This is a genomic window from Treponema denticola (assembly GCF_024400535.1).
Lineage (GTDB): Bacteria > Spirochaetota > Spirochaetia > Treponematales > Treponemataceae > Treponema_B > Treponema_B denticola_C.
In genome coordinates, this window is sequence record NZ_CP038800.1 from 2,099,946 (window position 1) to 2,115,639 (window position 15,694).

Below are 15,694 nucleotides of genomic sequence, written 5' to 3' on the forward strand. Positions count from 1 at the left end.
AGTTTCTTTACCCTCTTAACATTTTCTTTTTTTTTGATATAATTATCTTATGATAACACTTATAACAGGCGGATCGAGGAGCGGAAAATCGGCCTATGCCGAAAAACTTTTAGACGGAATAGATGATGTTGTCTATATAGCAACCGCCGAAATCTATGATGATGAAATGCAGGAAAGAGTAAAAAAGCATATTAAAAGACGCAACCCAAAGTGGCGTACCTATGAGGGCTTTTTAAACTTAGAAAAAGCCGTCAACGGAGAAAAACACTATTTACTTGACTGCGTAACAAATTTAATTTCTCGAATTCTTTTTCAAATAACAGGAGAAAAAGAAAAGCCCAGTGAAGAGGAGATTCAAAAGACAATAGATACTTCATTAATTCAAATCAAAAATCTTATTTTAGAAATAAAAAAAATAAACGGCTCCTTAATTCTTGTAACCAATGAGGTCGGGTCTTCTATTGTACCGATGCATCCCGTATCAAGAGCTTTTTCGGATATTCAAGGAATAGTAAATGCAAAAATCGCCGAACTTGCAGATGAGGTTGTTCTCTGCGTTTGCGGCCTACCTATAAAAATAAAAGGCGGAGCATCAATATGAAAGGTTTTATTTTAGCCTTGCAGTTTTTTACCCGCATCCCCATCAACATAAACATAGACTTTAACGAAAAGAACATTAAAAGAGCTTTTTAATTTTTACCTCTTATAGGAGGGCTTATTGCAGGTCTTGTTTTTATCCCCATCTATTTTCTCCCGCAAAAATATATTGAAATATCCGGATTTATAAGTTTGCTCCTCTATTTATTTTTAACAGGCAGCATTCACCTTGACGGAGTCGGAGACACTATAGACGGTTTTTTTTCTGCAAGAAAAAAAGGAAAAATATTGGAAATTATGCAGGATCCGAGAATAGGAACATACGGAACAATAGGGCTTAATGTATTTTTGCTTCTCAGATACATAAACTATTCTACCATAATGCCTGATGCAGGCCTGCTCATACTAGCCGGAATAATTTCGAGGCTTTCAGGTTTGACAGTTGTAGTTTTTTCAAAACCTGCAAAGGATACGGGCCTTGGCCTGCTCTTCCATAAGTCGGCATCAAAGTTTAGTTTTTTCCTTTGGCTGATTCTCGTATGTTTTCTTTCTCTTTTTACGCCTGAGATATCCGCTTTTTCAAAAATACAAGGGACTTTCATCTTAGCAGAGCGCTTAAAATATTTACTTCTTCCCTTAACCGCATTTATTCTAACATTTATCATAATAAGAATTTCATATAAAAAAATAGGCGGCACCACAGGAGATGTAAACGGCCTTATTGTCGAATTAACGGAACTGGCAGTTTTAAGTACAAGTTTTTTTATAAACGTACATTTATAAAAATCTAAGGATAGAATATGAAAATAGTTTTGATAAGACACGGAATCACTGTAACAAACAAAAAAAGAATTTTTAGTTTTGACGATAGCCCCTTGGCGGAAGAAGCTTATCCCATGCTTGGCGGTTTAAAGCCCAAACTAAAGGATTTTTCTTCTTTTAAAGTTTATTCAAGCCCATTCAAAAGAGCCTTACAAACAGCTGAATATTTAGGTCTTAAAAATATTCAAACCGATAAGAGACTCCAAGAATATAACTTCGGTATTTTTAAGGGCTTAACCTTTGAAGAAGCTCAAATAAAATATCCTATTGAAGCAAAAAACTGGATCGAGAACAACGACAGCTCAGCCCCGCCTGAAGGCGAAACCTCCTTTGAACATTTTAAGAGAACTTCCGACTTTTTAGAAGAAGCAGCCTTAAAAGGTGAAAACATAATCATCGTAACTCACTACGGCACAATAACAATGGCTCTCGCATGGGCATTGGATAATTTTTCTTTAAGAAATAAATTTGCTCCTAAAAATTCGGCAATCAGCATATTAGAAGTTTTTTTATCGGATAATAAAAATGAAATTATTCATAAAGGTATTGAAGTTTTTAATGGGATTTAAAATCACATCTGATTGAAAATTTTATAAAATAATGATAGAATGAATTTTAAGGTTAATTTATAAAGGCTATCAGGAGTAGATATGAATATAGCAATCATTTACGGCGGAAAGTCAAGCGAGCATGAGGTTTCCCTACAGTCGGCATCATCGATTATAAGGACAATAGATAAAAAACACAAACTTCACCTAATAGGTATTTCTAAAAACGGAGCATGGTATTTACATGGAGATGAAGAAAGAGAAAGGATTATAAAAAACGAAAAGGCCGTTTTAAAAATAAAAAAAGATGAGGCGAAGCGAGTAACAGTCATTCCCGGAGGCGGGACAAAAAAAGGTTTAAAAGCCGGAGACGAGTTTTTACCGACTGATGCGGTCTTTGCCGTTTTACACGGAAGATTCGGAGAAGACGGCACAATTCAAGGTCTTTTTGAAATGGCCGACCTTCCCTATGTAGGAGGCGATGTAATGTCCACAAGCATCTCGATGGATAAGGAAAAAACCAAGATGATTTGGGATTATTCGGGCCTTCCCATTGTACCCTATATAGCAATCAAAAAACAGGACTGGGATGATCCTGAAAAGAAAAAAGCACTCTTAGCAAGGGCCGAAAAGGACTTGGAATATCCCCTCTTTATAAAACCTTGCAGGGCAGGAAGCTCTGTAGGGGCCGGAATGGTAAAGAACAGAAACGAACTTTTAGAGCAGGCAGAAGAATCATTTTTATGGGATAATAAAATTTTGGTCGAAGCATGTATTGAAGCCAGAGAAGTGGAATGTTCGGTTACCGGAAACACAAAAACGATTGCCTATATTCCGGGAGAAATAATTCCGACCCATAAATTTTATGACTATGAAGCAAAATACACCGATCCGAACGGAGCCGAATTAAAGATTCCGGCCGATTTAAATGAAACTCAAAGAAAGACAATCAGAGAAACAGCTATCAAAGCCTATGAAGCCTTGGATCTTTCGGGCCTTTCCCGCGTGGATTTTTTTATAGACAAAAGAACCGGCAAGATATACTTAAACGAGGTAAACACTATTCCGGGATTTACCTCGATTTCGATGTTCCCTAAAATGTGCGGAGCTTCAGGTCTTCCATATAACGAACTTATAATGCACTTAATAGAACTTGCAATAGATAGATTTAAGGCAGACAGAAAGCTCAAAACCTGCCGCCAATCTTAACCAGAATGATGATAAAAAAGGAAAAAGAAATATTTTTTTTAAACATAATCTTTATTTTTCTACTCATTCTATTTATTTTTATGCCGGTAATTTTACCCAAAAATTATTTTACGGCTCTAGGCTTTAATATAAGTTTTTATATAATCTTTCAGATAATAAGTTTTGCCTTATATTCTTTTTATTATAAAGAGGATGAGGCAAATATAAAAAGCCTTATAGCCGGTGTAAAAGAAAATTTTATTGAAGCTTTAATTATATCTGCGATAAAATTATCATTTTTATCGGCACTGATTTTTTTATTAAGATACTTTTTAAAACTAAAAACTGTTACGGGATATTTTTTTTCAGTCTTCATTCTTTTTATATTCTTTATTTTTGAGTTTTCTCTTTTTTGGTATCCGGCTATAGTCTGCTTTCAAAAGAAAAATAAAGGAATAATAGGCAACTTAAAAAAATCCTTTTATCTTTTTTTTGACAATTCTTTTTTTACATATAAGATAATATTTTTCAGTGCCATAAAATTATTTATTTCATTCCCTGCCCTATTTATATTTCCGGGAATTACGGGAATTATATTTTACATAGCAGAAAATTATAAACTGATAAATTATAAACTACCAATGGAGGAAAATAAATGAAAAGAAGTTCAGGTATTATTTTACATCCCACCTCGTTACCTAATGATGAAGGCATAGGGACAATCGGTAAAGAGGCTTTTGCCTTTATAGATTGGTTAAAAAAAACAAGAACGGGAGTTTGGCAGATGCTTCCGATTGGCCCCACAGGTTATGGAGACTCACCCTATGCTTCTTTTTCGGCCTTTGCAGGAAACCCTTATCTTATAAGTCTTCAAGATCTTTGTGAAGAAGGCTTTTTAGAAAAAAAAGATTTTGCCGAATACAAAAAAATTGTACAAGAAAATACTGATCCTAAAAGAGTGGATTTCGGTTTAATCCATTACCATAAAACAAGGATTCTAAAAAAAGCAGCCTCATTTTTATTGCACAAAACGGAAAGAGACTCATCGTTAAAAGAAGAACTTGAAAATTTTTATCAAGAAGAAAGTTTTTGGCTGGACGGGTATGCAGCCTTTATGACCATTAAAGAAGACTATGAAAAAAGAGCAAATAAAGAAAATTTAGTGCAAGGAATCTGGAATGAAGCTTGGCCCAAGGAACTTGCCTTAAATAAAGAAAACGCAGTAAAAGAATTTTTAAATAAACATTCCGAAGAATATAAGGCCCAAAAGATTATACAGTTTTTCTTTTTTTCGCAATGGAAAAAATTAAAAGATTATGCTGAAAAAAACGGCATACAACTTATAGGAGATATTCCGATATTTGCGGCAATGGATTCAGCCGATGTTTGGCAAAACCAAAGCTTATTTTTACTGGACGAAGAAGCTAAGCCTAAAGCCGTCGCCGGTGTACCTCCCGATTTTTTTAGCCCTACGGGACAGCTTTGGGGCAATCCCCTTTATGACTGGGCTAATATGAAAAAAGACGGCTACCTCTGGTGGAAGGCACGCATAAGACAGACCCTAAAACTATTCGACATAATACGCCTCGACCATTTTAGAGGCTTTGAAGCCTTTTGGTCTATTCCTCAAGACGCAAAAACGGCTCAAGAAGGAAAATGGGTGAAAGGCCCTGACCATCATTTTTTTGAAGAAATACAAAAGGATCTGATTTCATTGGATGAAAAATACAGGATAGAGCTTCCTATACTAACTGAAGATCTGGGAATTATAACGCCTGAGGTTGTCAGACTCAGAGATGATTTTAATTTTCCGACGATGAAGATATTGCAATTTGCCTTTGACTTAAACGAATTTAAATCGGAAAATATGATTAACCCTTATCTGCCTCATAACCACAAAAAAAACTGTGCCGTATATACCGGCTCCCACGACAACGACACAATCATGGGCTGTCTTGAAAATTCTTCCGATGAGATGCTAAAATTTATTTACACCTATCTTTACGGAAAAAAAGAGGATGAAAGGATTTGCTCCATTTTAAACACTTATGAATTTAAAAAAGAATTAGCCTCCGAAATAATCCGAAAAGCTTTTTCTTCCGTGGCGGATTTTGCAGCCGTACAGATGCAGGATCTTTTGGTTTTAAATTCGGAAGCAAGAATGAATGAACCTTCAACAGTCGGAAGAAACTGGCAATGGAGGGTAACCGGCTCTTATGAAAACTGCGAGATGACTGAAAAATTGAAGCTTTGGAATATCTTGTACAATAGGGTATAAAAAATTACCCCCTGTACAATAGTTTAAATTTTTTGTATATTAGTCATTGTGAACGAAAAAAATTTAGGAGCTTACATGAATTTTATAAATGAAACAAACGAAGAGAAAAAAAATAAAACAAATGATGACGATGCTTTGATGCAAAAATTTCTTAATACACGCCAAATTATTTTGGCCGGAGAAATCAACAAGGAGCTTTCCGAAAAAATAGTACGCCAGCTTTTACTCATGGAATCCTTGTCGTCAACAAAGCCTATTTATATTTATATAGATTCCCCCGGGGGAGATGCCGATGCAGGCTTTGCAATCTTCGATATGATAAGATTTGTCAAGGCACCCGTCTACACAATAGGTATGGGACTCGTTGCCAGCGCAGCCTCCATCATTCTTCTTGCAGCAAGCAAGGAGCGCCGTTTCGGTATGCCTAACAGCCACTACCTTATCCATCAGCCATTGTCCGGCATAAAGGGAGTTGCAACCGAAATAGAAATACACGCCAAAGAGCTTGAAAAGATGAGGGTAAAAATAAACAAACTCATTGCGGAAGAAACAGGCACGGATGAAAAAAAGGTTGCAAAGGATACGGACAGGGATTGCTGGCTCAATGCAGAAGAATCCGTAGAATACGGTCTTATTTCAAAAATAGCTAAAAACCGAAAAGATATTCCCGAAAAATAAAAAAAGCATAAAGCCCAAACATAAAAATCTCGGATGCATACATCAGCTGTATGCATCTTTTTATATCTTCATCTTCAATTTCAAAAAGCTCATCCCCTATAAAGGGCTTTTCGACAAGCACTCCGCCGTAATAGTTCGGACCTCCCAGCTTTAAACCTAAAAGACCGGCAGCAGCGCTTTCAGGATGAGCGGAATTGGGACTTGAATGTTTTCTGCAATCCCGCCGCCAAATCTTAAAACCTCTTTTTATTGCAGCTAGTTTCGGAATTATTTTCTTTGAAATTCTTTTTTGCGAACCTTTTCGTGCCGGTCTTCTAAGTTTACAAAAAAAAGAACCTGCAAGAATGAGCAAGGCAGAAAGGCGGGCCGGAACATAGTTTACAATATCGTCAATCTTTGCCGGAAAAAATCCCAAGTCGGCATATTTTTCATTTTTATAGCCGAGCATAGAATCCATAGTATTTACAGCCTTATAAGCGATACCGCCCGCAGGCCCAAATAACATCATAAAGAACAATGGAGCTATAACACCGTCGCTTGTATTTTCGGCTATGGTTTCAACACAGGCACGGCTCACACCCTTTTTATCCAAAGATTCGGTATCCCTGCCTACAATATTTGCAATCTGCTTTCTTCCCTCTTCAAGGCTTATCTGCAAGGCCTTAAAAACTTTTATAGATTCTTTTTGAAGACAGCGGGCTGCAAGGCAGGTATAGCTGATCCATACGGAAAAAATAAAGTATAAAACCTTGTAAGGATATAATAATTTTAAAAAGAAAAAGATAAGACAAAAGCTGAAAATAATATTGAAAACAACAATTAAAAAACCGGCAAACTTTAAACCTCGCGGAGAACTAAAACAAAACCTAGCAAGGGCTTCTTCTTTTTTTATAAGGCTACCCATAAATTTTACGGGATGAGGAAAAGAATAAGGGTCCCCTAAAATAAAATCAAGAATTATTGCGGACAATAAAATAAAAAAATTAATATGTGAAAAAACAAAATCGGCAAGACTTAAAAAATTAAAATTCATTTTGACTATAGATTTTAATCAAATATATAACTAATCTAAAACAAAACCGTCCGGCATTTTAAAGCCAAGACGGTTTTTCGCTAAATAAAAAGCTTATTTTTCTTCAAGATATGAAGCTTGAATCCAGCCTTTCTTTTGTTTGTTTTGTACATAATACCATTCAGTTTGAGAACTATCTCCATTATCAATGACAACCCTTTTTGAAGCATTAAGAAGGGTATCGGCTTTTACGGATGCCAATACTCTTGGTTCACCTTCTGAAGACGGAATACTCAAAAGATCTATATCTTCTTTTGCAGTGAATTTCTTTTCTACTTTTTCGGCTTCAAGTTTTTTTAAAAAAGCAGCCTCAGCATCCATCACTTGAGCAAGGTTTTGTAAAATAGCTATATCATCACTATATCTTGAATTCATTTCAATAGCGTTTTGAAACAGTTCAGCTCTGCTTGTTTCACTTTGAGTTTCCATTGCAACTTGAGCAAGGAGCATTGCATCGGTATTTGTTTTATCAAATTCTACAGCATCCCGTTTTACATACTTTTCTTTTACAATCCACGAAGTTACCAGTTCAGGGCAATAAGCTGCAATCTTTACAAATTTTTGGTTAGAGCTGTTTAAACTCTCTTTATAAACGGCAACAATAAAATACTGAGGTATGATTTCATCTGTAACAGCCGTTAAAGAATCCGATTTGTATAAAACCGTATCCTCAGCAGAAATAAATCCTGTAACCGTATTAGGTTCATAACAATAGTCTTGAATCCAATACTCCTTATCTTTTAAAGAAATATGGAAGAATACGCGCTTTTGGCCGTCCGTTCTTTGTGCTTCCTTTTTTTCACCAAGGTAGATAGCGACATCACCTAATGAGGCTTCTGCAGCCCATTTCATTTTACCCTCATCCGTTTCGGTATAAAGCCCTGCACGGTGCACATAGATAACTCCGTCTGCATTTACTTCTCCCATAGATTCTTTAGGAGTATCTTTTTCCATTGAACCCATAGAGTCGGATTTTTCAGATTCGGATTTTGAAGTGGCCTCTTCCTTTTTACAAGAAGCAAAGGCAAATAACAAAACACACAACAATAAAACAAATTTTCTAACAAAATTTACTTTCATAAATAACTCCTTATTTTTATGTTATTTTATATTTAACAACTCAAGTTCAAAAACTAAATAAGCATTCGGAGGAATAACACCGCCTGCGCCAGCTTCACCGTAAGCAAGATGAGGAGGAATAATGATAATTCGTTTTTCACCCAAAGTCATTTTCGACGATTGAGAATCAAAACCCGGAATAACCCGGCCTACACCCACAGGGAATTCTAAAGGCTTGTGCATATCGGAATCATCAAAGACCTTTCCGTTTTCTAAAAGAGAGCCCTTGTATTTCATTGTTAAGGTTTGACCTTGTTTAGGAGTATCTCCCTTTCCTTGTTTTATAACAAAGGAATATACACCGTCATCATCAAGTTTTGCAGGAGGATATTTTGTTTTAATCAAGTCTTCCATTTTTTTTGCAATAACTTCTGCTCTGCGCTTTTCACTTTCTTTTGAATTTGAAAGGTATTTATAAAAGGCTTCTTGATCGGTTTTAAAAGCCTTTGCTTCATCTCCGGTTCTTATAATTTTAACGGTTTTAATTTTATCGCCTTGTTGAATTGCATCTACAACATTCTGACCTTCAAGAACCCGCCCGAAAACCGTGTGCTTACCGTCAAGCCAAGGAGTTTCAACATGGGTAATAAAAAACTGCGAACCGTTAGTTCCGGGACCTGCATTTGCCATCGACAAAACACCTGGACCGTCATGCTTTAAATTCTCTACAATCTCATCGGGAAATCTATAACCGGGACCGCCTGAACCTGTGCCGGTAGGATCTCCTCCCTGAATCATAAAATCGGCTATTACCCTATGAAAGGAGACTCCATCATAAAAAGGCTTTCCCTTTGCAGCATCAAGAGTTCCTTCAGCTAGACCTACAAAATTACATACCGTTAAAGGCGTATCTTTGTAAAAAAGTTTTAAAACAATTACACCTTTATCCGTATCGATCACGGCATAAAGACCGTCTTCTTTTAAAGATTCCATCTTTAAATCAACTTTGCTCATTCTTTTATCTCCTTTTTCCATACCGGAATTTGTTATTATGATAGCTGCAGCAGTTCCCGCAACTAAAATCATAAATGCAATTGCAATAATCATGATCCATAATTTTTTCATTTTATTTTTCCTTCATTATCAGAATTAGTTTTTGGTCTATATTCTATACCTTTTTCTGCGCATTTATATTCTTCAATAAACCAATCATAGATGGCCATCAACCGCGAAGAAAACGATCTTTTAATCTTGCCGCCTATAAAAGGAATTATAGGAAATTTTGCAGTACTTACACAATGGATTAAAATATAATCATCAAGATCATATACGCACATAGATAAGGCCATTGCTTCAGGCTGAAGAGAAATAAGGCTCATATCCGGATGTGTAATCTTTTGGGTATTTACGCATATCATACCAACATCCTTACCGCTTTTAAAATAACGGTACCTATAAATAAAATCTCCAAATGTAGCATCGACTTGACGAGCAAGGGTTTGTAGACCTTCAAATTCCTCATTTAAAGGATCATCTATCCGCTCATAAGCTATACCGCTCGAAGTTTTTACTTCTTTTACTGCGTAGGATGTCAAATAAAGAGGCCTCATTTCCTGATAAGAGTTTGAAAAATATTCAGTACCTTCAAGTCCCGAAATATGACGCAATATTTTGGACACATCAGGATTATTGGAACCTTCTTTTTTATACAAAGACATAAATTCACCTAAAAAAGCAGGCTTTTGTTTCGGTAATTGTAAAGACATCTTTTCAGAAAGAGCCAATATAGGCTGCATTTCTGCTTTCATATTTGAAGCCCCGTATTTTAGTTTAAGAATTTCCTTTTTTTGAACAAGTTCAGCTGCTATTTTGCTATCAAGAATATCTGCAAGTCTTTGCTCAATACTGGGGGGTGAAGAATCATCATTTGCAAAAATTGAAAACAAGCAGGCTAAAAAAAACACGAATATCATTTTAATCTTGTTCATAAAATCTCCTAAAATTATTACCTCTAAGAGGATTTAAGCCCGCCTATTATATTTATATACCTTTATAGAACACGCGAACCTGTTTATATAAACCATTACCTTCACTTTTAGTTTCAATATCGTTTACGGCATTTAAGGTTGTGTGTATAATTCTGCGCTCATAGGGATTAAGAGGTTCCAAAAGCTGAGACTTCTTTGTCATTCGTACCTTATCGGCAACATCGTAAGCCATTCGGATAAGCAGTTCCTCTCTCCTCATTCTATAACTTTCACAATCCACAGATACACGGGTATAAGCATGGCCTATGGTACCGGCATATACATTTGCCAGAAGCTGAACAGCATCTAAATTTTTACCCTTTTTGCCTATCAGCATTGCAGCATCCTTAGAATTGATTCTATAAGAAAAATGTTTTTTATCGAAAGCAATTAATGACACGGAACAATCATAGCCAATTTTTTCTATAAGAGTCTGAATAAAGGCCCTAGTCTTTTCCGCACCATCCGAAATATCGTCGGAAGTTCTTAGATCCCGCTCTTCTTCAATCTTTTCGGTCTCTAAATCTTGCTCTGCATTATCATGTGCATTAGTCCTTAAAGATTCATCAACATGTACTCTTATCTTCGCATATCCTTTTTTAAACAAGGAATTTTTTTGAATTTCTAAAATTTCAACATCAAACTGATCTTTTTCAAGACCGAGCTTTGCCACCGCAATATCGATAGCTTCCCGCTCTGTCTTTCCTTCAAATTCATATATCATATCTATTCTCCCATAAAAACTTTTTACAATAATTATTCTTTATTCTTCATAGACCTATTGATTATAAGCTGCTGTAAAAGCATCAAAATATTGGAAAATGTCCAAAACAATAATAGCCCCGAAGGTGCATTATAAAAAAGAAAGAAAAAGAAAATCGGCATAAAATACATCATTATCTTCATAGAAGGATTTTGCTGAGACTGCCCCGGAGTCTGCGTCAGCTTACCGTGCAAAAGCTGAGAGGCGGTATAAATAATAGGAAGCAATCTTAAATCCGTCCAATTTAAAAACGGAATAGTAAAACCGAATTTCAAAATACTGTCCCCCACCGAGAGGTCAGGAATCCAGCCGGGAATAAAACTAGCCCCGCGGAATTCAAAGTAGTTATTGAATAATCCGAACATAGCAAACAAGAATGGAAGCTGAATGAGCAGAGGCAGACAGCCCGATGCAGGATTATAACCGGCTTCTTTATAAAATTTAACCATTTCGGCATTAAGTTTTTGAGGATTATTTTTGTACTTTTGCTGCAGCTCATTAATCTGAGGTTGAAGTTCCTGCATCCTCTTTGTAGCTTTCGAACTTTTTTGGGTAAGCGGGAAAAAGATGATGCGCATCAAAAGAGTAAGTAATAGAAGGGCCACACCCCAGTTCGGAATAACTTTATATAAGAGCTCCATAATAAATTTTAAAACTCTTTCCAAGGGGGCTAAAAAACCGCTTGACGCAGCTAGGCTGTCTATTCTTAAATTCTCATAACCGTAATTATTTGCTGCTGCCGAATTATAAGAATTTAATATCTTTTCGGAACTGGGGCCTATGTAGACCCTGTATTGGTCATAGGCTGCATTTCCGACAATAGGCTGGCGTGAAATAAAAAACTGGGAATTGTGAAGCTTTGCACCCTCTTCCTTTGCTCCTGAAAAGAACATTTTTTGAATAGGGTCTTTGGGTATAATGATAAAGGAAAAGTACTTGCCTGAAACGCTTACCCATGAAGCTAAGTCGTTTACAGCCTTTGTTTTTCCGTCTGTAATGCTTCTGTCTTCCTTTTTCCTTTCATTTGCAAAATAAGAAAGGGCTCTGTATTCGTATTTATCGTTTACCTTATCCCATTCAGGGCCGATCTGAGGAGCACTTCTTAAAGTATAAGCACTATCCCCGAAAGAAAGCCCCTTCATTCCGTCTTTTCCGTCAATAGAAACCTCAAGGGTAAACATATAATCACCCGGGATAAATGTATAGCGTTTTGCAAGAGTAAAAACAGTTTCCGAGCCGTCCGTATTTTTTAGCTTTATATCCCGATAAAAGCCTATCTGCTTTCGCCCGTCGGAAAGACTTTCTTCTTTTACATTAAAAAGCATATCCACAGCCTGAGCTTCAGAGCCGCCGAAGGCCAAAGAAAGAGCTCTGTTAGTTTCGGTAACATTTTCTATCATTTCAACACGCTCATCACTCCCTGCTGAAGCATGTTCCTTTAATTTATAAGAAATAATATCTCCGCCCTTGTTTGTAAAAACAGCACGGATAATATCGGTCTCAATAACGTAGGTTTGTTCTCTTGAAGGAAAATCCGAATCTGCAACAGCCTCAATCATCAAATTTGAAATTTGATTTGAAGAAGTTTGAACGGCATTTTCAGATGGACTCGGATTTTGCCCCTGCGCCTGAGCAACAGGTTTTTGGGGAACATTATATTCGGTAGGGAAGTATTTTTGCTGAATATACAGCCACCCTCCGAAAACAAGCATTGACAGCACAACGGCCAAAACAGTATTTTTTTTCAATTGTAACTCCTAGATTTTAACTTCTATAGGTTAATCATTTTAAGGAACAGGATCGTATCCTCCCTTACAAAAAGGATTACACCTCAAAATCCTAAGTAAAGCCATACCGCTTCCCTTAAACGGGCCGTATTTTTTTATGCTTTCGATAGCATACTGCGAGCAAGTAGGTTCATACCTGCAGCTAGGCGGGAAATGAGGAGAAATAGCCTTTTGATAAAAGATTATACAAGCACACAAAAAACTTACTAAAAGTTTTCTCATAAAGCCTCATCATTATACATTTTCGCTTTTAAAAAGAGGGCGGTAAGCTGTTCTAAACGAAGAGAATAAGAATCCTTTTCTGAAAAAACCAGCAGGATAATGTCGTTTCCCGTTTTTAACCTATGTTTTATATGTCTATAGGCTTCTTTTGATATTCTCCGAGACCTGTTCCGCATCACTGCGGAACCGAAACCTCGTCGAAAAGTACATAAGAATCGATTGTACTCCAATCCATTAGGCAGGAGAAACAAGCTAACTCCGTTTAAGCTCAGTTTAAGACCTTTTTGAAATACGGCCTTAATACATGACCTATTCCTTAACCGTTCTTCTCCGGAAAATGTAAAATTACTCACTCAAGAGAAACTTAGAACGGTTTTTTTTCGTCGGAAGCTGAAAGCTTGCGTCTGCCCTTTGCTCTGCGGCGGCTTAAAATAGCACGACCGCCCTTTGTTTTCATAAGTGCACGGAATCCGAAGCGTCGAACCCGCTTTGTTTTACTTGGTTGATATGTCCGTTTCATAAACTAGACTCCTTATATTATAGAATGGGGCTTCCATTCAAAGATTTCAATATAATCCTAATTAAGGATAATACACATTAAAGATTGGGGATTATATCAATTAAGGGGATAAAAGTCAAGAGTGCTGAATATTCTTAATATTTTAAAGTATCAAAGTCCTTGACTTTTTCGGGGTATAATGGAAGAAAGTTTTCATATTTTGCAATAAGGCTGTTTTTAAACGGATTTATATAAAAAATGAAAACTCATAAAATTATAATCCTGCAGAATGCAGAACAAGGAGTTTTTATGAAACATAAGAATTTTGTTTCAATGGCCGCACTTTTAATCTTAGCTTTAAGTGCCGTATTTTTAGTTACAGCTTGTCCCACGGGAACAGGTCCCGCAAAGGACAACGGTTCTTCTAATCAAAGCAACGTAGGAACACAGCCTAACGGAAACAATTCATCTAGTGGGAATGGATCCTCAGGAAACGGCAGTACACCACCCGTTGTAGTTCCCAACCTAGAGCCTCCCCTTATTAACACGGAAGAAACCGAGTTGACAGCTCTTTTAGGAAAAATAAGCTTAGACAAAGCTATTATTACCGCTGCCCCCGAAACTATTACAATTTCCAATTTACCCTCAGCAGCAGGGGTAACGGCTGAAATAACCTCAAATAACACAGACCTTATCGAATATGAAGCACCTAACCAGTTGAAGGTCAAAGCATTACCTCCGGAAACTACAAATGTAAAAATTACTATTACCCTAACAAAAAACGGTACTTCAAAATCAAGGGATTTTACGGTAAAAGTATTTAAAAGCGGAGATACCCTATCAGAAGAAGACTATTTGGCAGCCTTAACGATTCCCTTAACAGTAAGCGATGATTTTAATCTGCCTAAAGAATTACAAAACAATACACAAATTGATTGGTTATCTAAAAATGAACATATCATAAAAATTGAAGGCTATCCCGATAAAAAAGCAGTAGTTATACCCGATCTTATAGAAAAAAAGGTAAAACTGACAGCAACCGCAAACGGAAAAACAAAAGACTTTGAAGTTACAGTTTTACCGCCTACAAAGATTGAAATTAACAACATCTACGGTCCGAATACTAAACGAGTTTATGAGTTTGCACAAAATAGTATAACTATAAAGGAATTCCGGGAGAATAAGCTTTCAAAAGGTACCCTATACTCATACACATTGGATAGCACAAACAAAAAAATTACCGTAAGACTGACATCTGTTCTTTCACCGAAAGGCACATGGATTACCATTGAAGAATACGCTAGTCTTATGACAGACATGGAGCTTACTTATATAAAAAATCAGTTGAAAGGCATTGATACTCTTTTGAGTAAACCCACTATAAGTATCGCAGATCTAAAAAAAGATTTAAAAGATTTTTTTGATGAAGATGTATCAGGATACGATGATAAAGAATTTTTTGAAAATGTTCTAAAAAAAAGGCTGTTTTCCTTTACTATGACCTATGAACAATTTATAGCTCTTTCCGCTGAAGAACAAACAGAGAAAATAAAAGCCGTACTTACAGAAGTAAAAAAAGGAATAGCTATGAGGCATGGCTTACCTGAAAATGCATCAACGGAGGATATGTTAGCTGAATTAAAAAAACAACTTCAGCAATATGCCGCTCAAATGATAAAAGAAGCCAAAGAACCTTGTACCTATACTTACTCTATAAGAAAAGATCCGGGAGGAAACTTGCACTTTGAAACAGAGGCAGTTCACAATCCTTCAAAACCTTGGTATGAAAATAAAGGGAAATGGAATTATCATCCGGCATCTTCTGAAACATCTTGGATTTCCGATATATATACTTGGAACGCCCCTAATGGAACAATCGAAGGAGGTTTATCAATACGAGAAAATCAAGGAGGAAGCTATCCTCAAAAAAACTACATAGGCACAATCACCGGAAGCGGTCCAGACTATACCTTCAACGGCATCCGAGAAGGTAATCCCGGAGAACAAATAACTGCAACTATTACCGACAATCTGAACGGTACCATAAGGATAAAAGTTACCTCAGGAGGAACAACCGAGTCAACATTAACTTTTAGAGGGAATCCCTTATAATATTGTATAGTTAAATATTATAATTAAAGCGCCTGCTTTTAA

16 protein-coding genes and 1 pseudogene are annotated in these 15,694 nt (G+C 36.4%); 8 read left to right on the plus strand and 9 right to left on the minus strand.

Annotation, left to right across the window (positions count from 1 at the left end):
* Positions 1 to 49 precede the first annotated feature (49 nt).
* From cobU to E4N78_RS09945, 7 genes and pseudogenes are all read left to right on the plus strand, one after another.
* Positions 50 to 601: a bifunctional adenosylcobinamide kinase/adenosylcobinamide-phosphate guanylyltransferase gene (gene cobU, locus E4N78_RS09915; protein WP_255810394.1), complete on the plus strand. Its 552-nt coding sequence runs from the start codon at positions 50 to 52 to the stop codon at positions 599 to 601.
* Positions 598 to 1,380 (plus strand): annotated as a pseudogene (cobS, locus tag E4N78_RS09920) (adenosylcobinamide-GDP ribazoletransferase). Before cobU ends, cobS begins: the two are co-directional and overlap by 4 nt.
* A 17-nt stretch (positions 1,381 to 1,397) precedes the next feature.
* Positions 1,398 to 1,988 carry a histidine phosphatase family protein gene (locus tag E4N78_RS09925; protein WP_255810395.1) on the plus strand — a complete coding sequence of 197 codons (591 nt, stop codon included), beginning with the start codon at positions 1,398 to 1,400 and terminating at the stop codon, positions 1,986 to 1,988.
* 81 nt (positions 1,989 to 2,069) lie between these two features.
* On the plus strand, positions 2,070 to 3,176 hold the full coding sequence (locus E4N78_RS09930; RefSeq protein WP_255810396.1) for a D-alanine--D-alanine ligase family protein: 1,107 nt from the start codon (positions 2,070 to 2,072) through the stop codon (positions 3,174 to 3,176).
* Positions 3,177 to 3,181: 5 nt separating this feature from the next.
* Complete coding sequence (locus E4N78_RS09935; protein WP_255810397.1) at positions 3,182 to 3,814, plus strand: hypothetical protein; 633 nt, start codon at positions 3,182 to 3,184, stop codon at positions 3,812 to 3,814.
* Positions 3,811 to 5,433, plus strand: coding sequence for a 4-alpha-glucanotransferase (malQ, locus tag E4N78_RS09940; protein WP_255810398.1), 1,623 nt, complete (start codon positions 3,811 to 3,813; stop codon positions 5,431 to 5,433). Before E4N78_RS09935 ends, malQ begins: the two co-directional genes overlap by 4 nt.
* A 75-nt stretch (positions 5,434 to 5,508) precedes the next feature.
* Positions 5,509 to 6,111 (plus strand): ATP-dependent Clp protease proteolytic subunit, encoded by a 603-nt coding sequence (locus E4N78_RS09945; RefSeq protein ID WP_255812355.1) that lies wholly within the window; start codon positions 5,509 to 5,511, stop codon positions 6,109 to 6,111.
* On the opposite strand, the gene cbiB is transcribed toward E4N78_RS09945, so the two are convergent.
* The 9 genes from cbiB to rpmH form a co-directional block, all read right to left on the minus strand.
* Positions 6,080 to 7,144, minus strand: a complete 1,065-nt coding sequence (gene cbiB / locus E4N78_RS09950) for an adenosylcobinamide-phosphate synthase CbiB (RefSeq protein ID WP_255810399.1) — start codon at positions 7,142 to 7,144, stop codon at positions 6,080 to 6,082. The two genes, E4N78_RS09945 and cbiB, sit on opposite strands and share 32 nt — an antisense overlap.
* Positions 7,145 to 7,237: 93 nt before the next feature.
* Positions 7,238 to 8,263, minus strand: coding sequence for an SH3 domain-containing protein (locus tag E4N78_RS09955; protein ID WP_255810400.1), 1,026 nt, complete (start codon positions 8,261 to 8,263; stop codon positions 7,238 to 7,240).
* Between the two features lie 21 nt (positions 8,264 to 8,284).
* Entirely contained in the window at positions 8,285 to 9,367 is a 1,083-nt protein-coding gene (locus E4N78_RS09960; RefSeq protein ID WP_255810401.1) for a peptidylprolyl isomerase, read from the minus strand.
* On the minus strand, positions 9,364 to 10,230 hold the full coding sequence (locus E4N78_RS09965) for a DUF6675 family protein (protein WP_255810402.1): 867 nt from the start codon (positions 10,228 to 10,230) through the stop codon (positions 9,364 to 9,366). The genes E4N78_RS09960 and E4N78_RS09965 overlap by 4 nt, the downstream gene beginning before the upstream one ends.
* 52 nt (positions 10,231 to 10,282) lie before the next feature.
* Entirely contained in the window at positions 10,283 to 10,993 is a 711-nt protein-coding gene (jag, locus tag E4N78_RS09970; protein ID WP_255810403.1) for an RNA-binding cell elongation regulator Jag/EloR, read from the minus strand.
* 32 nt (positions 10,994 to 11,025) lie between these two features.
* Complete coding sequence (gene yidC, locus E4N78_RS09975) at positions 11,026 to 12,780, minus strand: membrane protein insertase YidC (protein ID WP_255810404.1); 1,755 nt, start codon at positions 12,778 to 12,780, stop codon at positions 11,026 to 11,028.
* Between the two features lie 39 nt (positions 12,781 to 12,819).
* Complete coding sequence (gene yidD, locus E4N78_RS09980) at positions 12,820 to 13,041, minus strand: membrane protein insertion efficiency factor YidD (RefSeq protein ID WP_255810405.1); 222 nt, start codon at positions 13,039 to 13,041, stop codon at positions 12,820 to 12,822.
* Positions 13,038 to 13,394 (minus strand): ribonuclease P protein component, encoded by a 357-nt coding sequence (rnpA, locus tag E4N78_RS09985; RefSeq protein ID WP_255810406.1) that lies wholly within the window; start codon positions 13,392 to 13,394, stop codon positions 13,038 to 13,040. Before rnpA ends, yidD begins: the two co-directional genes overlap by 4 nt.
* A gap of 11 nt (positions 13,395 to 13,405) precedes the next feature.
* Positions 13,406 to 13,561, minus strand: coding sequence for a 50S ribosomal protein L34 (rpmH, locus tag E4N78_RS09990; RefSeq protein ID WP_044979600.1), 156 nt, complete (start codon positions 13,559 to 13,561; stop codon positions 13,406 to 13,408).
* Between the two features lie 288 nt (positions 13,562 to 13,849).
* Between rpmH and E4N78_RS09995 the strand changes: the two genes are divergently transcribed.
* On the plus strand, positions 13,850 to 15,652 hold the full coding sequence (locus E4N78_RS09995; RefSeq protein ID WP_255810407.1) for a hypothetical protein: 1,803 nt from the start codon (positions 13,850 to 13,852) through the stop codon (positions 15,650 to 15,652).
* The last annotated feature ends 42 nt before the right edge of the window (positions 15,653 to 15,694 follow it).